Source organism: uncultured Microbacterium sp. (assembly GCF_964244775.1).
Lineage (GTDB): Bacteria > Actinomycetota > Actinomycetes > Actinomycetales > Microbacteriaceae > Microbacterium.
Genome location: NZ_CAXTJR010000002.1, coordinates 15,277 through 34,621 on the forward strand (window position 1 = coordinate 15,277; position 19,345 = coordinate 34,621).

At 68.5% G+C, this 19,345-nt stretch carries 17 protein-coding genes; 9 read left to right on the top strand and 8 right to left on the bottom strand.

Annotation, left to right across the window (positions count from 1 at the left end; translation table 11 throughout):
• Nucleotides 1-106: 106 nt before the first annotated feature.
• The 8 genes from trpS to sdhC all read right to left on the bottom strand — a co-directional run bounded on the left by trpS (nt 107) and on the right by sdhC (nt 8,112).
• Nucleotides 107-1,111 (bottom strand): tryptophan--tRNA ligase, encoded by a 1,005-nt coding sequence (trpS, locus tag ACFE6Z_RS05345; RefSeq protein WP_375384679.1) that lies wholly within the window; start codon nt 1,109-1,111, stop codon nt 107-109.
• A gap of 69 nt (nt 1,112-1,180) precedes the next feature.
• Entirely contained in the window at nt 1,181-2,029 is an 849-nt protein-coding gene (locus ACFE6Z_RS05350; protein WP_375384680.1) for an exodeoxyribonuclease III, read from the bottom strand.
• A gap of 49 nt (nt 2,030-2,078) precedes the next feature.
• Nucleotides 2,079-3,338 (bottom strand): YihY/virulence factor BrkB family protein, encoded by a 1,260-nt coding sequence (locus ACFE6Z_RS05355; protein WP_375384681.1) that lies wholly within the window; start codon nt 3,336-3,338, stop codon nt 2,079-2,081.
• A gap of 9 nt (nt 3,339-3,347) precedes the next feature.
• Nucleotides 3,348-4,550 carry an MFS transporter gene (locus ACFE6Z_RS05360; RefSeq protein WP_375384682.1) on the bottom strand — a complete coding sequence of 401 codons (1,203 nt, stop codon included), beginning with the start codon at nt 4,548-4,550 and terminating at the stop codon, nt 3,348-3,350.
• Between the two features lie 20 nt (nt 4,551-4,570).
• Nucleotides 4,571-5,350: a succinate dehydrogenase iron-sulfur subunit gene (locus ACFE6Z_RS05365; protein WP_375384683.1), complete on the bottom strand. Its 780-nt coding sequence runs from the start codon at nt 5,348-5,350 to the stop codon at nt 4,571-4,573.
• Nucleotides 5,351-5,352: 2 nt separating this feature from the next.
• Complete coding sequence (gene sdhA / locus ACFE6Z_RS05370) at nt 5,353-7,158, bottom strand: succinate dehydrogenase flavoprotein subunit (RefSeq protein ID WP_375384684.1); 1,806 nt, start codon at nt 7,156-7,158, stop codon at nt 5,353-5,355.
• Nucleotides 7,159-7,228: 70 nt separating this feature from the next.
• On the bottom strand, nt 7,229-7,678 hold the full coding sequence (locus ACFE6Z_RS05375; protein WP_375384685.1) for a succinate dehydrogenase hydrophobic membrane anchor subunit: 450 nt from the start codon (nt 7,676-7,678) through the stop codon (nt 7,229-7,231).
• Entirely contained in the window at nt 7,678-8,112 is a 435-nt protein-coding gene (sdhC, locus tag ACFE6Z_RS05380) for a succinate dehydrogenase, cytochrome b556 subunit (RefSeq protein WP_375384686.1), read from the bottom strand. The genes ACFE6Z_RS05375 and sdhC overlap by 1 nt, the downstream gene beginning before the upstream one ends.
• 228 nt (nt 8,113-8,340) lie before the next feature.
• Here sdhC and ACFE6Z_RS05385 point away from each other — a divergent pair, with 228 nt between their 5' ends.
• The 9 genes from ACFE6Z_RS05385 (at nt 8,341) to ACFE6Z_RS05425 (ending at nt 19,104) form a co-directional block, all read left to right on the top strand.
• Nucleotides 8,341-9,456 (top strand): mannose-1-phosphate guanylyltransferase, encoded by a 1,116-nt coding sequence (locus ACFE6Z_RS05385; RefSeq protein WP_375384687.1) that lies wholly within the window; start codon nt 8,341-8,343, stop codon nt 9,454-9,456.
• Between the two features lie 174 nt (nt 9,457-9,630).
• The gene (locus ACFE6Z_RS05390; protein ID WP_375384688.1) at nt 9,631-10,740 is read left to right on the top strand and encodes a BMP family protein; all 1,110 of its coding nucleotides are present in this window, start codon (nt 9,631-9,633) and stop codon (nt 10,738-10,740) included.
• A 142-nt stretch (nt 10,741-10,882) separates the two neighbouring features.
• Nucleotides 10,883-12,433 carry an ABC transporter ATP-binding protein gene (locus tag ACFE6Z_RS05395; protein WP_375384689.1) on the top strand — a complete coding sequence of 517 codons (1,551 nt, stop codon included), beginning with the start codon at nt 10,883-10,885 and terminating at the stop codon, nt 12,431-12,433.
• A complete protein-coding gene (locus ACFE6Z_RS05400) occupies nt 12,430-13,728 on the top strand; it encodes an ABC transporter permease (RefSeq protein ID WP_375384690.1) in 1,299 nt (432 codons plus the stop codon). Before ACFE6Z_RS05395 ends, ACFE6Z_RS05400 begins: the two co-directional genes overlap by 4 nt.
• The gene (locus tag ACFE6Z_RS05405) at nt 13,725-15,014 is read left to right on the top strand and encodes an ABC transporter permease (protein ID WP_375384691.1); all 1,290 of its coding nucleotides are present in this window, start codon (nt 13,725-13,727) and stop codon (nt 15,012-15,014) included. The genes ACFE6Z_RS05400 and ACFE6Z_RS05405 overlap by 4 nt, the downstream gene beginning before the upstream one ends.
• Nucleotides 15,015-15,016: 2 nt before the next feature.
• Entirely contained in the window at nt 15,017-15,418 is a 402-nt protein-coding gene (locus ACFE6Z_RS05410; RefSeq protein ID WP_375384990.1) for a cytidine deaminase, read from the top strand.
• On the top strand, nt 15,415-16,716 hold the full coding sequence (locus tag ACFE6Z_RS05415) for a thymidine phosphorylase (RefSeq protein ID WP_375384692.1): 1,302 nt from the start codon (nt 15,415-15,417) through the stop codon (nt 16,714-16,716). Before ACFE6Z_RS05410 ends, ACFE6Z_RS05415 begins: the two co-directional genes overlap by 4 nt.
• A gap of 75 nt (nt 16,717-16,791) precedes the next feature.
• Nucleotides 16,792-17,907, top strand: a complete 1,116-nt coding sequence (locus ACFE6Z_RS05420) for an adenosine deaminase (RefSeq protein ID WP_375384693.1) — start codon at nt 16,792-16,794, stop codon at nt 17,905-17,907.
• Between the two features lie 261 nt (nt 17,908-18,168).
• On the top strand, nt 18,169-19,104 hold the full coding sequence (locus ACFE6Z_RS05425; RefSeq protein ID WP_375384694.1) for a hypothetical protein: 936 nt from the start codon (nt 18,169-18,171) through the stop codon (nt 19,102-19,104).
• Nucleotides 19,105-19,345: the final 241 nt, after the last annotated feature.

Consider the following 19,345-nt stretch of genomic DNA (forward strand, 5'->3'; position numbering starts at 1 on the left):
ACCAGCACGAGACGGCGGGCGCTCCGCGCCAAGACTGGGCAACGCACCACCCGACGAATCGAGGCGGAGATATGGCACGCGAGGCGAGCGGGCCGCGGGCCGCGGGCTACACCCGGCGGAGCAGGCCGATCTTGTCGTATACGTCCGAGAGGGTGCGGTCGGCGACCTCGGCGGCGCGGCCGGCGTTCTGCGCGAGCACGCGGTCGAGCTCAGCGGGGTCGGAGAGCAGTTCCAGCGCGCGGGCGCGCACCGGCTCGAACTCCGAGACCACGACCTCGGCGAGACCCTTCTTGAAGTCGCCGTACCCGCGCCCGGCGTACTCGTTCTCGATCGACGCGATCTGCTGGCCGCTTAGTGCCGCATAGATCACGAGGAGGTTCGACACCCCGGGCTTGGTCTCGCGGTCGAAGCGCACGACGCCCTCGCTGTCGGTGACGGCGCGCATGATCTTCTTCTGGGTGACCGCCGGGTCTTCGAGCATCCACAGCACGCCCGCGTCCGACTCGGCCGACTTCGACATCTTCGCCGTCGGGTTCTGCAGGTCGTAGATGCGCGCGGTCTCGCGCTGGATCACCGGCATCGGCACGGTGAACGCCTCGCCGTACCGGCTGTTGAACCGCTCGGCGAGGTCGCGCGTGAGCTCGATGTGCTGCTTCTGGTCTTCGCCGACGGGCACGATGTCGGTCTGATAGAGCAGGATGTCGGATGCCATCAGCACCGGATACGTGAAGAGTCCGACGTTCGTCGCATCGGCGCCGTACCGGGCCGACTTGTCCTTGAACTGCGTCATGCGCCCGGCTTCGCCGAACCCGGTGATCGTGGAGAGGATCCAGGCCAGCTCGGAGTGCGCGGGCACGTGCGACTGCACGTACAGCGTCGAGCGCGACGGTTCGATGCCGGCGGCGATGTACTGCGCGGCCGTCCGGCGGGTCTTCTCACGGAGCTCCGACGGGTCGTTCGGCTGGGTGAGGGCGTGCAGATCGACCACCGAGAAGAATGCGTCGTACGAGTCCTGCAGGTCGCGCCACTGCATGAGAGCCCCGATGTAGTTGCCGATCTGGAGCGAGTCGGCGGAGGGCTGCATGCCGGAGTAGAGGCGCGGTTTGTTCACTGCTCCAGCTTAGGGCGACGGATGCTGCGCCCCGCCGTGCCCGCCGGCCCGGCGAACGAAAGCCGGCCTTCAGCTGCCGATCGTGTAATCCACGATGACCGGCGCGTGATCGCTCCACCGGGTGTCCCACGACGCGGCGCGGGCGATCCGGTAGTCGATGACCCGGTCGGCCAGTGCGGGGGTGGCGAGGTGGTAGTCGATGCGCCAGCCGGTGTCGTTGTCGAACGCCTTGCCCCTGCTCGACCACCAGGTGTACGGACCGTCGACCTGGCCGTGGAAGCGGCGTCCGACATCCACCCAGCCGAGGCCGGGGCCGACCGACCCGTCGACTCCCGTGACGGTCGTACCGGCCGCTCCCAGGAACCGGTCGAAGTAAGCCCGCTCCCGAGGCAGGAAGCCGGCCTTCTTGACGTTGCCCTTCCAGTTGCGGATGTCGAGCTCGCGGTGCCCGACGTTCAGGTCTCCGGTGATGAGCGCGAGACCGCCGTCGGCGGCGAGCTGCGGCATGCGCTCGCCCATCGCATCGAGGAACGCGTACTTCGCATCCTGTTTGGGGGTGCCGTCCTCGCCGGTGAAGACGTAGGCGCTCACGACGGTCAGGGTCTCGCCGCCGATCGCGATGTCGGCCTCGATCCAGCGGCCCTTCGATTCGAGGGACTCACCGGCGAGCTCGACGCGCCAGACCTCCAGCGGCGTGCGTGCGGCGATCGCCACCCCCGCGCGGCCCTTCGCGATGGCCTCGTCGTTCACGATCTGCCAGCCGGGCAGCGCCGTGGCGAGGTCGGCTGCCGTGGCGCGGACCTCTTGGAGGGTCAGGATGTCGACGTCGGCCGACTCGAGCCAGTCGTGCATGCCGTTGCGGGCTGCGGCGCGGATTCCATTGACGTTGACGGTGGCGATACGGACGCGTGGGGGCACCGGCTCAGCCTACCGAGGGCTGCCGACGCGCCGACCGTCAGACCCCCCGTCAGGCGGACCGCCCGACGCGCACCCGGCCCGAACCCCTCGAGGACGGCGGCGGCGGAGTCGCCGCCTCGACCCTGGCCAGCTCGGTCTCGGCTTCGCGCACCGCTCGGTCGGCCGCCCACGCGTGCAACCACGACGCGGCCTCGCGCGCTTCGAGCGCTGTCCGCAGCCGCACCTGCGCGGCGAGCAGCAGCGCCGCGTGCTCGGCCGCGAGGCGCTCCGCCTCGGTCTGGGCGAGGATCGGCATGTCCTTGTCGTGCGAGTCCACGGCGACCCAGGCCGCGGCGACGAGCATGACGATGCCGTTGACCTTGAACCACAGCAGCAGTCCGACGAAGATCGCGAAGGTCGCCAGCAGGGGGTTCGAAGGCGTGTAGCTCAGGAGCAGCCCCGCACCGAACTGGACGATGGTCAGCGCACCGCCGCCCAGCAGCGCTCCGGGCCAGATGATGCGCCAGCGCAGCTGGGTGCCGGTGAGGAAGCGGAACATCGCCGCGAGCGCGGCGGCGTTGAGGGCGAACGACACGAGGATCGAGCCGATCCGGATGCTGGAATTGAGCACCCCCGATCCGGTGTCGATGCCGAACAGCGACAGCACCCACGCGAGAGCCCACGCGCTGATCGAGCTCAGCGCCGCACCGACCACGAGGGCCACACCGAAGATCATGGCGGCCACGAGGTCGCGGGCCTTCAGGAGGACGTAGCTGCGTCGATCGGGCGGGATGCCGAACAGCTCCCGCACCCCGCGACGCGAGTAGGTGACCCAGCCGATCGCGGTCCAGATGACGGTGCCGAGTGCGATCAGGCCCGTGATGCTCAGCACGCTGGAGGTCTGCGACGCGATCGCCTCCACCTGCTCCGGGGTGATGACGCCGCCGGTCTCGGCGATCAGGTTGGGGATGTAGCTGTTGATCACGTCGATCATGCCCTGGACGGCCTGCGGGTTGCCGCCGAGCCAGAGTCCGACGACGGCGAACGCGACGTAGATCGCGGCGAAGATCGCGAACAGCGCCTGGTAGCTGATGCCCGCGCCCATCAGGAATCCGTTGTTCTGCAGGAAATGGCGCCACACCCTGACCGGGAACCACGCCATCGTCGCCCTGGTGAGCTTCGTCGCCGCCTGGATCGGCTCGTCGAACCGCACGCGCAGCGAGTCCTGGGTCGCTTCCCACCGCTGACGGAGGGTCTCCTCCTCGCGGGCGGCGGCGTCTGCCGCAGTGCGGGGGTCGGGCTTGTCGAGCCCCGCCGTCTCGTCGCTCACGCCTTCAGATTAGCGATCGCGGGATGCTGCATCCGCCGTCGCACGATCATCCGCACGCGCCGCGGCGCGGAAGCGCCGGGCCACGAACAGGACGGGAACCAGCAGCAGCGCCGGCACGAGGAAGCCGAGGCCGAGCCCCGGACCATCGGCGAGGAGCCCGATCACGACCGCACCGAGCACCGCGCCGACGTAGTTGAACAGGTTGACCCGGGCGATGATCTCGTCGCTGCGGAGCGGGGCCAGCGCTCCGGCCGAGGTGAACGAGATCGGCACGAGGGCTCCGACCGCGACGCCGGCCAGGGCGAAGCCGACGATGGCGGCGGCGATGAACGGCAGCACGGCGACGGCCACCAGCCCGATGATCGACACGATCGTCGCGCACAGCACCACGGGCCGGGGGCCCCATCGGTCGACGACCCGATCGGTCGCGAGGCGGGTGAGCAGGATCGCTAGCTGGTACGCGGCGTACCCGAGTGGGGCGATCGCGGCGACGGCGGCCAGATCGTCCTGCAGGTAGACCGTGCTCCACGTGCTCACGCCCGAATCCAGCGTGAACGCCGCCAGGATAACGAAGCCGAACAGCCAGATGCCGCGGCGGGGGAGCGGGGTCTTGGCCGCCGCGCCCGGGGCGGCGGCGGCGTGGGTCCGGTCGAAGGCGAACAGGCCCCAGACCGCGACACCCAGCGCGATGACGACGGCCAGGGCGAGCTGCGCGGACGGCGCGGCACCGACGGCGGCGGAGCCGGCGACGGCGAGAGCCCCGACGATGGCCGCCGCCGTGTACGACGCGAAGAAGCCGCCCATCAGGTCGCGGCCGTACCTGCGCTGGACGAGCACGCCCTGCATCGCGCCGGCGGCGTCGACGCCACCCAGGCCGATGCCGTAGATCGCGAAGCCCGTCACGAACGCCCAGAGCGGGAGATCCATCCAGACGATCGCGACGCCGACGACTTCCAGCAGCAGGCCGACGACGAGCGATATCCGGCTGCCGGCGCGTTTGGCGATCAGGTCGGCGACGACGGAGCCGACCGCCGCGGCCGCGCACACCAGCAGGATGATCAGCGCGACCGCGGTGTCGTCGATCTGCTGGTGGGCTTTGAACGAGGGCAGCGTCGTGACGATCACGGCGTAGCCGAGACCTTGCGCGGCGTACGCCGCAGAGACCGCTACCCGTGAGCGGGCGGGGACGACGGTGTCCCGGATCTCAGTCACTCGCTGCTGCGACCCGGGCGCTACGAACGACCGCGGAGCACTGCCTGCTTGACCTCGGCGATCGCCTTGGTCACCTCGATGCCGCGGGGGCATGCCTCGGTGCAGTTGAAGGTCGTGCGGCAGCGCCAGACGCCCTCTTTGTCGTTGAGGATGTCGAGGCGCACGTCGGCCGCGTCGTCGCGGGAGTCGAAGATGAACCGATGCGCGTTGACGATCGCGGCGGGTCCGAAGTACTGTCCGTCGGTCCAGAACACGGGGCACGACGACGTGCACGCGGCGCACAGGATGCACTTGGTGGTGTCGTCGAAGATCTCGCGGTCGGCGATGGACTGGATCCGCTCCTTGTCCTTCGGCGGGGTGGAGTTCGCGATCAGGAACGGCTGCACCGCGCGATACGAGGCGAAGAACGGCTCCATGTCGACGATGAGGTCTTTCTCGAGCGGAAGACCCTTGATCGCCTCGACGTAGATGGGCTTGGAGATGTCGAGGTCTTTGATCAGCGTCTTGCAGGCGAGGCGGTTGCGGCCGTTGATGCGCATCGCATCCGAACCGCAGATGCCGTGCGCGCACGAACGGCGGAACGACAGCGAGCCGTCGACCTCCCACTTGATCTTGTGCAGGGCGTCGAGCACCCGGTCGGTCGAGTACAGCTCGACGTCGTAGTCGACCCAGCGCGGCTCGGCGTCCACCTCGGGATCGAAGCGCCGGATGATGAAGGTGACGAGGAACGCCTGGATGCCGGTATCGTCCGCGGCGGCGGAATCCTGCGTGGTGCTCGGAGCGTCGGTGACGATCGTCATCCCTAGTACTTCCTCTCCATCGGCTGGTACCGCGTGATCACGACGGGTTTCCAGTCGAGCCGGATGTGATCGTCGGCGTTCGACGAGTGCGGGTCGCCGGACAGGTACGCCATCGTGTGCTTCATGTACGTCTCGTCATCGCGCTTCGGATAGTCGTCGCGCATGTGGCCGCCGCGGCTCTCCTTGCGGTTGCGGGCGGTGAAGACCACCACCTCCGCGAGATCGAGGAGGAAGCCGAGCTCGACGGCCTCGAGCAGGTCGGTGTTGTAGCGCTTGCCCTTGTCATCGACGTGGATGTTCAGGAAGCGGTCGCGCAGGTCCTCGATCACACCGAGCACGTGCGTGAGCGACTCCTCGGTGCGGAACACCTGGGCACCCATGTCCATCTCGTCCTGCAGGGTCTTGCGCAGCACCGAGATGCGCTCGGTGCCCTTGTTGGCGCGGAGCCCTTCGATGAGCTCGCGCACCTCTTTGGCCGGGTCTTCCGGCATCGGCACGAAGTCGGCGGTCTGGACGTATTCGACGGCGTTGCGTCCGGCGCGCTTCCCGAAGACGTTGATGTCCAGGAGCGAGTTGGTGCCCAGGCGGTTCGAGCCGTGCACCGACACGCACGCGCACTCGCCGGCCGCGTACAGCCCCGGCACGACGTTCGTGTTCGTCGAGAGCACTTCGGCATTGACGTTGGTCGGGATGCCGCCCATGGCGTAGTGCGCGGTGGGCATGACCGGCACGGGCTCGACGACGGGGTCGACGCCGAGGTAGGTGCGGGCGAATTCGGTGATGTCGGGGAGCTTGGTCTCGAGCACCTCGGCGCCCAGGTGGGTGCAGTCCAGCAGCACGTAGTCGCGGTGCGGGCCTGCGCCGCGCCCCTCCTTGACCTCCTGCTGCATGCAGCGGCTCACGATGTCGCGCGGCGCGAGGTCTTTGATAGTCGGGGCGTAGCGCTCCATGAAGCGCTCGCCGCTCGCGTTGCGCAGGATCGCGCCCTCTCCGCGCGCACCTTCGGTGAGCAGGATGCCGAGGCCCGCGAGGCCCGTCGGGTGGAACTGGAAGAACTCCATGTCCTCCAGCGGGAGGCCCTTGCGCCACACGATGCCGACGCCGTCACCCGTGAGGGTGTGGGCGTTGGAGGTGGTCTTGTAGATCTTGCCGAAGCCTCCCGTGGCGAAGATGATCGCCTTCGTGTGGAAGACGTGCAGGTCTCCGGTGGCCAGTTCGTAGGCGACGACGCCCGCGACCTGCGTCTGGTCGTCAGCATCCTTCACCGTGATCAGGTCGAGGACGTAGAACTCGTTGAAGAAGTTGATGCCGAGGCGGACGCAGTTCTGGAACAGCGTCTGCAGGATCATGTGGCCGGTGCGGTCGGCGGCGTAGCAGGCGCGGCGCACGGGGGTCTTGCCGTGGTCGGCGGTGTGCCCGCCGAAGCGGCGCTGGTCGATCTTGCCCTCGGGCGTGCGGTTGAACGGCAGACCCATGTTCTCGAGGTCGATGACCGCGTCGATCGCCTCTTTCGCGAGGATCTCGGCCGCGTCCTGATCGACGAGATAATCGCCGCCCTTGACGGTGTCGAAGGTGTGCCACTCCCACGAGTCCTCTTCGACGTTCGCCAGGGCGGCGGCCATGCCGCCCTGCGCTGCGCCGGTGTGGGAGCGGGTGGGGTACAGCTTGGAGATGACTGCGGTTCGCGCCCCGGGGCCGGCTTCGATCGCGGCGCGCATTCCTGCGCCGCCCGCACCGACGATCACGATGTCGAACTCATGGTAGTGAACGCCGTCTTTCACGACGTCGCCGGTGGTCTGGGTGCTCACGTGATGGATGCTTTCGTCTGGGTCTCGGGGCGCCGTGCGGATTCCGGGGCGTTCAGTGGAGTGCGGATGATCAGCCCTGGCACATGCTCCACAGGCTGCTGTCGGGGGTGACGCCCACGCACGGGTCGAAGGTGAAGACCACGAGTGTGCCGAGCAGGATCAGGAGGGCGGCGGAGATGCCGACCGCCCACACCAGCACGCGCCGGGTGTTCGGATGGGTCACGTAGTCGTTGATCACCGTGCGCATCCCGTTCGCGCCGTGGATCAGGGCGAGCCACAGCATCACCACGTCCCACCACTGCCAGAAGGGCGAGGCGTACTTCCCGACGACGAAGGCGAAGTCGATCTGGCGGATGCCGTCGCCGGCGACGAGGTTCACGAACAGGTGGCCGAAGATGAGGACGATCAGCAGCACGCCGGAGGCGCGCATGTAGATCCAGCCCCACTTCTCGAGGTTCGGGCCCTTGCGACGCGGGCGGGAAAGCGGGCTGCGCGGATCGGCGATGGCGGGGGCGGTCATCAGTGCGCTCCTGAGATCTCGGCGATGACGTTGATCAGATGTCTCGGGACGAAGCCGGCCATCGTGATCACCCAGAGGGCCAGGACTCCCCACCACAGCTGGCGCTGGTAGCGGGCGCCCTTCGCCCAGAAGTCCACGACGATGATGCGCAGGCCGTTGTAGGCGTGGTACGCGATCGCGCCGACGAGGACGATCTCGCCGAGGCCCATGATCGGGTTCTTGTAGGTGCCGATGACCGCGTTGTACGCCTCGGGCGATACGCGGATCAGCGCAGTGTCGAGGACATGCACCAGGAGGAAGAAGAAGATCGCGATGCCGGTGATGCGATGCAGCACCCACGACCACATGCCTTCTCGACCTCGGTACAGGGTTCCACGCGGAACCTTGGAGGTGGTTTCCGATACCGACGGTATGACGCGTGCTGGAGCAGACACGGTCGTCCTCCCTGGGTCGAACACGAGCGGGGCGGGTCGATGCCCCTCCGCGGCGCGAGGCCGCGCAACGTCACTCGGACGCCGCGATCATCCTATTCCCGTGGTGCGGGGGGCGACGATTAGGCGAGCCTAAGTGTCTTGACGTCAAGAGATCTCTCGAGTTGGAGCGGCGCGCACCCCCATTCGCGCGTCGTTCGCCGGCCGTGGCGGTCCGGATAACCTGGGGGCATGGCCGAGCCGATCGAGAACTTCTATGCAGTCATTCCCGCCGGCGGTATCGGAAGCAGGCTCTGGCCGCTGTCCCGCGCCGACGCCCCGAAATTCCTGCACGACCTGACCGGGTCGGGGCAGACGCTCCTGCGTGACACGTGGGATCGCCTCGCGCCCCTCGCCGGCCCCGACCGCATCGCGGTCGTCACGGGGCGCGCGCACCGCGCGGCGGTGGAGAAGGAGCTGCCAGGCATCCCGGACAAGAACGTGATCCTCGAATCCGAACCGCGCGATTCCGCTGCCGCGATCGGCCTGGCCGCCGCGATCCTGGTCCGGCGCGAGCCCGACGTCATCATCGGCTCGTTCGCGGCCGACCACGTGATCCGCGGGGGGCGGCTGTTCGATCACGCGGTCCGCCAGGCGGTCGCGGTCGCGGCGGACGGCTACATCTGCACGATCGGCATACCGCCCGTCGAGCCGTCGGTCGGCTTCGGCTACATCAAGAAGGGCGACGAGCTCGACGTCGAGGGCGCGCCCGAGGCGGCCTTCGTCGCCCGCTTCGTCGAGAAGCCCGACCTCGCGACGGCGCGCGAGTACTTCGCCGACCGCTCATTCCTGTGGAACGCAGGTATGTTCATCTCCCGCGCCGATGTGCTGCTGGCCGAGATCGCGGCCAACCAGCCCGACCTGTACGCCGGACTCGTCGAACTCGCCGACGCGTGGGACGACCGTGACGCGCGCGGGCCTGCCGTCGACCGGATCTGGCCGACCATCACGAAGATCGCGATCGACTACGCCGTCGCCGAGCCTGCGGCCGAGAAGGGCCGGCTCGCGGTGATCCCCGGGCACTTCGAATGGGACGACGTGGGCGACTTCGCGAGCCTGGCCAAACTCAACTCGCACGGCCGCAAGAACGACCTGGCGATCCTGGGCGAGAACGCCCGGGTACTGGTCGACGCCTCCAGCGGGATCGTCGTCAGCCAGACTCATCGCGTGATCAGCGTCATCGGCGTGAAGGACATCGTGATCGTCGACACCGACGACGCACTGCTGGTGACCACCAGCGAGCACGCGCAGCGGGTCAAGGGCGTCGTGGACGCCCTGAAGCTGACCGGCCAAGGCGACGTGCTCTGACCCGCACTCGGACTCGCCTCGCGGTCCGCTCGGCGGAGCCTGTGTCTCGGCTCTGTTGCGTCTTTGTAACCATTCGCCTGCATACCCGTTCTGAGCATGCAAACTCCGCGTCACCGTGAGTAACTTCGTACCACCCGCCCGCGAGGTCCGCGGGCGTTTGCACGTGGAGGCACAGTGACCATTCCTACCCGAAAGCGCCTGCTCGCCGGCCTTGCAGCCGCGAGCGTCGCCGTCGTGACCCTGGCCGGCTGCGCGTCCGCCCCGGCCGCCGACTCATCCCCGAGCGCATCCAGCAGTGCGGTCGCCGGATTCAAGCCCTGCATGGTGTCGGATGCCGGTGGCTTCGACGACAAGTCGTTCAACCAGCTCGGCTACGAAGGCCTCGTGAGTGCCGCTGCGACGCTCGGTGTGACCCCGGTCACGGTCGAGTCCAACTCCGAGTCCGACTTCGCGCCGAACATCCAGAGCCTGCTCGACCAGAACTGCTCGCTGATCATCACGGTCGGCTTCGCACTGGCGTCGGCCGCCGGCGAAGCGGCCATCGCCAACCCCGAGGTCGAGTTCGTCTCGATCGATGACGTCGTCGACAACGACTTCGACGGCAAGACGGATGCTCCCAACATCAAGCCGATCGTCTTCGACACCGCGCAGGCGGCGTTCATGGCCGGCTATGCATCGGCGTCGTTCTCCAAGGCCAAGAAGGTCGGCACGTTCGGTGGAATGAACTTCCCGACCGTCTCGATCTTCATGGACGGCTTCGCCCAGGGCGTCAAGTACTGGAACGACCAGAAGAAGGACACCGTCGCCGTCATCGGCTGGGACACCGCCACTCAGGATGGCCTGTTCACCGGTGGCTTCGACGCCAACCAGGAAGCGATCAACACCGCGCAGGGCATCGTCGACCAGGGTGTGGATGTGCTTCTGCCCGTCGGTGGCCCGATCTACCAGAGCGCTGCGTCGGTGATCCGCAGCTCGGGTCGTGACATCGCGCTGCTGGGTGTCGACGCCGACGTGTTCGAGACCGACCCGTCGGTCGGCGACCTGCTGCTCACCTCGATCCGCAAGCTGATCGACGTGGGTGTCAGCGACGCGGTGCTCGCGGCCGGCCAGGGCGCGTTCGACCCGGCGCCGTTCGTCGGCACGCTGGAGAACGGCGGAGTGGGCCTTGCCCCGTTCCACGACTTCGCCTCGAAGGTCTCGCCCGACCTGCAGGGTGAGCTCGACGACATCCAGGCCGGCATCATCGACGGATCGATCCCCGTCACGTCCTACCTGTCGAAGTAGTCGCACGCGCGATGGGGAGGCTGGGCGACCAGCCTCCCCATCGTCATTGCGTGCCGGGTGCGCGACCCGAATCCCTCTGCGCCACCACCGTTCCAGAGACGCCACGCTCACGGGGACGACCCCCTCACTAGGATCGATGACTATGAAGCTCGAACTCCGGGGCATCACGAAGCAGTTCGGCTCCCTGGTCGCCAACGACCACATCGATCTCGTCATCCAGCCGGGTGAGATCCACTGCCTGCTGGGCGAGAACGGCGCGGGCAAGTCCACGCTGATGAACGTGCTGTATGGCCTGTACCGTGCCGACGACGGCCTCATCCTGCTCGATGACCAGGTGCAGAACTTCCAGGGCCCCGGCGACGCCATGCGCGCCGGAATCGGCATGGTCCACCAGCACTTCATGCTCATCCCCGTCTTCACCGTGGCCGAGAACGTCATGCTCGGAAACGAGTCGACCAGGGGCGGCGGCATCCTCGATCTGGATGCTGCTCGCACGCGCGTCCGCGAGATCTCCGCGCGTTTCGGGTTCGATGTCGACCCCGACGCCCTCGTCGAAGACCTCCCGGTCGGCGTGCAGCAGCGTGTCGAGATCATCAAGGCGCTCTCGCGCGACGCCCAGGTGCTCGTCTTCGATGAGCCGACGGCCGTCCTCACGCCGCAGGAGACCGACGAGCTCATGGAGATCATGCGGCAGCTTAAGGCCGCGGGCACCTCGATCGTCTTCATCACGCACAAGCTGCGCGAAGTGCGCGAAGTGGCCGACCGCATCACCGTGATCCGGCTCGGGAAGGTGATCGGCGAGGCGTCGCCCGACGCGACCAACGCAGAACTGGCCGAGCTGATGGTCGGTCGGGCGGTCGAGCTGACCGTTCACAAGGATGCACCGACCCTCGGCGAGCGGGCGCTCGTGGTCGAGGGCCTGAGCGTGGTGGACGCGAAGGACCAGATCGTCGTGAACGACGTCAGCTTCGATGTGCGCGCCGGTGAGATCGTGGCGATCGCGGGCGTGCAGGGCAACGGCCAGACCGAACTGACCGAGGCGCTCGTGGGACTCCAGGATCGCGTCACCGGATCCGTGCTGCTGGGTGGCACCGAGCTCGTCGGCGCGAGCGTGCGGCGCATCCTGGATCAGGGTGTCGGGTTCGTCCCGGAGGATCGCAAAGAGGATGGCCTCGTCGGCGCCATGTCGATCGCCGAGAACCTGGTCCTCGATCGGACGAACGGCCAGCCCTTCGTCCGAGGCGGCGGGCTGCGCCTGGCCTACATCGCCGAGTTCGCGAAGCAGAAGTTCGACGAGTTCGACGTGCGGGCCCCCGGCATCGAAGCGGCGGTCGGCACTCTGTCGGGGGGAAACCAGCAGAAGGTCGTTCTGGCGCGCGAGCTGAGCCGCGAGCTGTCGCTCCTGGTCGCCGCCCAGCCCACGCGCGGCGTCGACGTCGGCTCGATCGAGTTCATCCACAAGCGGATCGTTCAGACGCGGGATGCCGGCATCCCGGTCGTCGTCGTCTCCACCGAACTCGACGAGGTCGCCGCCCTCGCCGACCGGATCATCGTGATGTACCGGGGCCGCATCGTCGGCATCGTGCCGGGCGACACGCCTCGAGGAGTTCTCGGACTGATGATGGCCGGCGAAGCGCCGCCCGATCAGGGGCCGACGACCGCGGGGCCGACGAGCGAGGGGGTCGCAGCGTGAGCGACAGCATCACCGGAGGCGGCGTCGTCACCACGACTGCGGCACCGCTGCCGACTCCGCCCGAGCCGCCCTCGAAGTGGCACAGCACGTTCCTGCGCATCACGCAGGGCAACGCGATCATCTCGGTGCTCGCGGTGGTCCTCGCCCTGATCGTCGGCGGCATCATGATCGCCGTCACCGACAAGAACGTCCAAGCCTCATCGGTCTATTTCTTCGCGCGCCCCGGTGACACATTCCTCGCCATCTGGAAGTCGGTCTCGGGCGCGTACGGCGCCCTGTTCCAGGGGTCGATCTACAACTTCGGCGCGGATTCATTCGCCCGCGGCATCCGTCCCCTCACCGAGACCCTGACCTTCGCGACCCCGCTGATCGCGGCCGGCCTCGGCGTCGCCCTGGCGTTCCGCATCGGCATGTTCAACATCGGCGGTCGCGGGCAGATGCTCATGGCATCCGCCGCGGCCGGGTGGGTGGCCTTCTCGCTCGACCTGCCGTGGGGCATCCACATGATCGTCGCCCTCCTGGCGGGCCTCGTCGCCGGAGCGCTGTGGGCGGGCATCGCGGGATACCTGAAGGCGCGTACCGGTGCGCACGAGGTGATCGTCACGATCATGCTCAACTACATCGCCTTCTACCTCGTGTCATGGATGCTGCGGACGCCGGGGCTGCTGCAGGCACCCGGCTCGAACAATCCGAAGACGCCGCCGATGAAGGACACCGCGATCTTCCCCGAGCTGTTCGGGCCGCAGTACAACCTGCATTTCGGCTTCATCCTCGTGATCGCGGCCACCGTGCTCGTCTGGTGGATCATCAATCGCTCCAGCCTCGGCTTCAAGTTCCGCGCGGTGGGTGAGAACCCCCACGCCGCCAGAGTCGCCGGCATCAACGTCAAGAGCATGTACGTGTACGGGATGCTGATCGCCGGCGCCCTCGTCGGGCTCGCCGGCGTCAACCAGGTGCTCGGCACGATCACGACGGGCTTCACGGCTGGGATCGATGCGGGCATCGGCTTCGACGCGATCACGGTGGCCCTGCTCGGACGCTCCACCCCGTGGGGCACGTTCGCGGCAGGTGTGCTGTTCGGTGCATTCAAGGCCGGCGGCTTCGCGATGCAGGCCGGGCAGCAGATCCCGATCGACATCATCGTGGTCGTGCAGGCGCTCATCGTCCTGTTCATCGCCGCTCCGCCCCTCGTGCGCACGATCTTCTTCCTCCCGTCGCCCGAGCGCGACCAGCGTCGGCGCGAGAAGGCGCGTGCCAAAGCGCTCAAGGCCGAGGCCGGGACGGTGCTGCGATGACCCTGCTTGACGGAACCGCCGACGGTGCGCTCGTCGTCGAGGCCCCCGAGAAGTCGGAGGTGCGCAGCTGGAAGGCGCCGATCGCGCTCGTCGTGTTCACGGTGCTCTATGTGCTGCTGATCCTCGCCGTACCCCGCGGCGGCGAGACGACCTTCCGGCTGTCGACCGACGCCGACGCGCTGCAGCTGCCTGCCATCACGCTCGGTGTGACCGTCACGACCTGGACGGTGTTCGTGCTGCTCGCGCTGCTGACGGCGGCGGCGGCGTTCTTCGTGCGGCAGTTCGGCACGACGCCCCTGTGGGTCGTGGCCGCGTACATCATCATCGCGATCTTCGGGTTCTTGACCTGGGCGGCGGCGGGTGCCACGATCCCGGTCGCGGGGCTCCTCGCCGGAGCGGTGGCCCTCGCGATCCCGCTGATCTACGGCGCGCTCGCCGGGGTGATCGGCGAACGCGCGGGTGTCGTGAACATCGCGATCGAAGGTCAGCTGCTGGCCGGGGCGTTCACCGCCGCGGTCGTGGCCACCCTCACCGGCCAGCCCTTCCTGGGGCTTCTGGCAGCGATGGTCGCCGGGATGCTCGTGGCGTTCGTGCTCGCGGCGTTCGCGATCAAGTACGTCGTCGACCAGGTGATCGTCGGCGTCGTGCTCAATGTCCTCGTGACGGGCCTGACGAGCTTCCTCTACTCGCAGGTGCTGCAGCCCAACCAGGCGACGCTCAACTCGCCGCCTCGGTTCGACCGCCTCGCGATCCCGCTGCTCAGCGACATCCCCGTGATCGGCCCCGTGCTGTTCCGCCAGACGATCATCGTGTACATCATGTACGTCGCGGTCGCTCTGGTGTGGTTCGGGATGTTCCGGACCCGCTGGGGCCTGCGCCTGCGCGCCGTGGGAGAGCATCCGCAAGCCGCCGACACCGTCGGCATCAACGTCAACGCGACGCGGTTCTGGAACCTGCTGCTCGCCGGAGCGATCGCGGGCCTCGGCGGCACGGTCTTCACGATCGGCAACGGCATCGCCTTCAACAAGGAGATGACCGCCGGCGCCGGCTTCATCGCGCTGGCCGCGGTCATCTTCGGCCAGTGGGATCCGATCAAGGCGACCCTCGCGGCGCTGCTGTTCGGGTTCGCCTCGAGCCTGCAGAACACGCTCAGCGTCATCGGCTCGCCCGTGCCGAGCGAGTTCATGCTGATGCTGCCGTACGTGGTGACCATCTTCGTCGTCGCCGGAGTCGTCGGACGCTCGCGGGCGCCCGCCGCCGACGGCGTGCCATACATCAAGGGATGACTGTGACCGATATCGACTGGGACGAGCTGCGTGCCGTCGCCACCGACGCGATGAAGCGCGCATACGCGCCGTACTCGCGCTACCGGGTCGGAGCTGCCGCGCTGGTCAGCGACGGCAGGATCGTCTCGGGCTGCAACGTCGAGAACGCCTCGTACGGTGTGGGGCTGTGCGCCGAGTGCGCCCTCGTCGGCGACCTGCACATGTCGGGCGGCGGCGAGCTCGTGGCGTTCGTGTGCGTGAACAACGACGGGCAGACGATCATGCCGTGCGGCCGGTGCCGTCAGCTCTTGTACGAATTCGCACTGCCCGGGATGCTGCTGGAGACCGTGTCGGGCATCCGCACGATCGACGAGGTGCTGCCCGACGCGTTCGGCCCGCGTGACCTCGAGGACGTCAGCAGGTGAGCGAGGCCCCGTCGCTCGAAGCGTACGACGCCGTCGACGTGATCCGCATCAAGCGCGACGGAGGCGCGGTGCCCGAAGCCGAGCTGCGATGGATGATCGACGCCTACACCCGCGGCTACGTCGCCGACGCGCAGATGGCGGCGTTCGCGATGGCGGTGCTCCTGAACGGCATGGACCGCGGCGAGATCCGCGTCATGACCGATGCGATGATCGCCTCGGGTGAGCGCATGAGCTTCGCGGGTCTCGGCAAGCCCACGGTCGACAAGCATTCGACCGGTGGTGTGGGCGACAAGATCACTCTGCCGCTGGCGCCGCTCGTGGCATCCTTCGGTGTCGCCGTGCCCCAGCTGTCCGGCCGCGGGCTCGGCCACACCGGCGGAACCCTCGACAAGCTCGAATCGATCGTCGGGTGGACGGCGGCGCTCGACAACGACGAGCTGTTCGCCCAGCTCGCCGACGTCGGCGCGGTGATCTGCGCCGCCGGCAGCGGCCTCGCGCCCGCCGACAAGAAGCTCTACGCCCTGCGCGACGTGACCGGCACGGTCGAGGCGATCCCGCTCATCGCCTCGAGCATCATGTCGAAGAAGATCGCCGAGGGCACCGACTCGCTCGTGCTCGACGTGAAGTTCGGCTCGGGCGCGTTCATGCGCGACGTCGAGCGCGCCCGGGAGCTCGCCCGCACGATGGTCGAGCTCGGCACCGATTCCGGGGTCGCGACCACAGCCCTCCTCACCGACATGAACGTGCCGCTCGGGCTCGCGATCGGCAACGCGAACGAAGTGCGCGAGTCGGTCGAGGTGCTCGCCGGCGGCGGACCCTCCGATGTCGTGGAACTCACCCTGGCCCTGGCCCGCGAGATGCTCGCGCTCGCCGGTCGCCCCGACGCCGACGTCGAGGCGGCGCTGCGCGACGGACGCGCGATGGACTCGTGGCGAGCGATGATCCGCGCGCAGGACGGCGATCCGGATGCACCGCTCCCGACGCCGCGCGAGACGCACACCGTCACCGCCTCATCGGCCGGTGTCGTCACGCGCATGGACGCACTCCCGTTCGGGGTGGCCGCGTGGCGCCTCGGCGCCGGTCGCGCCCGCGCGGAGGACCCGGTCGTCCACGCCGCCGGGATCGACCTGCACGTCAAGCCCGGCGATCGCGTCAAGTCGGGGCAGCCCGTCTTCACGCTGCTCGCGCACGACGCGTCGCGCTTCGAGCGCGCGCTGGCGGCGCTGGAGGGGTCGTGGGAGGTGGGGCAGGATGCCCCGGCCCCCCGCGCGCTCATTCTCGAACGCATCACGGCCTGACACCGGCATCCGCTACCCTTCTCAGCGCGACTTCACACAGCGACTTCACCCGAATCCCCCCCGAAGGAGTTCCCCATGCCCATCGATCAGAACGGCGACGCGATCATCGAGGGCATGTCGGTGCGCCGGCTGCCCAAGATCTCGCTGCACGACCACCTCGACGGCGGTGTGCGCCCCGAGACCATCATCGAGCTCTCGCAGGCGGCCGGGCTGGAGGTGCCCGAGACCGATCCGGAAGAGCTCGCGGACTGGTTCGCCGAGAAGAGCGACTCGGGTTCGCTCGTCGAATACCTGAAGACCTTCGACCTCACGACCGGCGTGATGCAGACCCGCGAGGGCCTCACGCGCGTCGCACGCGAGTTCGTCGAGGATCTCGCCGCCGACGGCGTCATCTACGGCGAGGTGCGCTGGGCGCCCGAGCAGCATCTGACCGGCGGACTCAGCCTCGAAGAGGTCGTCGAGGCGGTTCAGGAGGGCATCGAAGAGGGTGAGGATGCTGCGGAGGGCGACGGTCACGACATCCGTGTCGGTCAGTTGATAAGCGCGATGCGCCACACCGACCGGTCGCTCGAGATCGCCCAGCTCGCCGTCGCGTTCCGCGGACGCGGAGCGGTCGGCTTCGATATCGCCGGGCCCGAAGACGGCTTCCCGCCATCGCGCCTGCGCGACGCTTTCGACTACCTGGCATCGGAGTTCTTCCCCGCCACGGTGCACGCCGGAGAGGCGGCCGGGCTCGACTCGATCCGCTCGGCGCTCATCGACGGACGCGCGCTGCGCCTCGGCCACGGCGTGCGCATCGCGGAAGACCTCGATGTCGTCTCGCGCGAGGGCGACGAGGTGCTCGTGCACTTCGGCGACCTGGCCCGCTGGGTGCGCGACCGCGAGATCCCGCTCGAGCTCTCGCCCTCCTCCAACCTGCAGACCGGCGCGATCGCGGCCTGGGGCACCGAGCTGGTCGACCACCCGTTCGATCTGCTGTACCAGCTCGGCTTCGCCGTCACGGTCAACGTCGACAACCGCACGATGAGCCGTACCTCGCTCACGCGCGAGCTCGCCCTTCTGGCCGAGACGTTCGAATACGACCTCGCCGACCTCGAGACCTTCCAGCTCAACGCGGCCGCAGGCGCGTTCCTGGCGGTCGAGGAGCGCGAGGAGCTGATCGAGCTGATCGCCGAGGGCTTCGAGCGGTAGCCCGGGCGCATGTCCGCCAGCTTGCGGACATGCGTCGCCCACGCCACCATTCGCCGGACATCGGGGTTCTCGGCGCGGGCGCGTGTCTGCCAGCTGGCAGACATCGGCGGCGTGAGCAACGTTCTTCCCGACACGGGTGGCTGACGCAAGAGAGCGGATGCTGGGCTCCAGCTTCCTCCCCACCCCCGGCGGCGTCGGACTTCCCGCACAGATCGGACGTGCATCGCGGTCGGGCGCGGCATCTGCTGGTCGACTCGGTGCATGGCGACGATCGAACCGTTCCACGTCAGCGCGTTCAGTGTGGCCCTAGGGTTGCAGGATGGGCTCACTCGGGGCGCCATGCGCGGGCCTCGTTTCAGCGCGCCCTTCTACGGGATCCGCGAGGGCGCGACCGTCGTAGAGCCTCTGTCGCCGGCGGATAAACGCCTGGCCGAATACGCCCCGCAGCTGTGGGAGCTTCGCCTGCTGGCCGAGCGGTACGCTCCGCGGCTACGGCCGGGTCAGTTCTTCAGCCACGAGACGGCCCTCGGACTCCTGCACTCGCCCACGCCGGACGAGTGGAAGCCGTTGTTGCATGTGAGCTGCTACCGCCCGGCGGCTGCGCCCTCGGCGCGCGGCGTGTCCGGGCATCGATTGCAGATCCGCACACCCGCGTGGACTCTCGTCGGTGGCCTTCCCGTCGAGAATCCGGCTCGAGCGTGGGTCCAGGCATCCGACGACTGGCCACCCGACGATCTCATCGCCGCTGCCGACCACCTCGTTCTCACCAAGCGCAGGCTTGCCACGATCGATGAACTTCGGGCGGAGGCGGCCGCCTTTCGTGGTCGTGCCCTCGACGCCGTGCTCGACGACGTGCGCGATGGAGCCGAGTCCTTCCGTGAGACCGCGCTGCGTCTGGCCTGTCAACGCGGCGGACTGCCGGCGCCGACGCTGAACACCGAGGTGTTCACATCGACCGGGAGATTCATCGCACGCATCGATCAGCTGTATCCGCGGTATCGAGTCGCCGCCGAGTACGACGGGCGGCAGCACGCGATGGATGCTGCGCAGTTCGCTCGCGACGCAGACCGCACGGAAGCGATCCGGGCTGCGGGGTGGGATCACATCCGAATCCTGCGGCACCACCTCGAACCCGACCCTGCGCCGGCGGTCGCGAAGATCGCCGCCGCGCTCACTCGCGGCGGCTGGCGGCCGTAGGCGGCGCACGGAGCGCCGGTCCACTGCGTCAGTCGATGTCCGCGCGTTGGTGGTGGGGGACGGGCATGTCCGCCAGCTGGCTGACATGAACGGGGGATGCTGTCGCCGCGGGGGCCGCGAGGGTGCCCCGTGTCCGCGAGATGGTGGTGGGGGACGGGCATGTCCGCCAGCTGGCTGACATGAACGGGGGATGCTGTCGCCGCGGGGGCCGCGAGGGTGCCCCGTGTCCGCGAGATGGTGG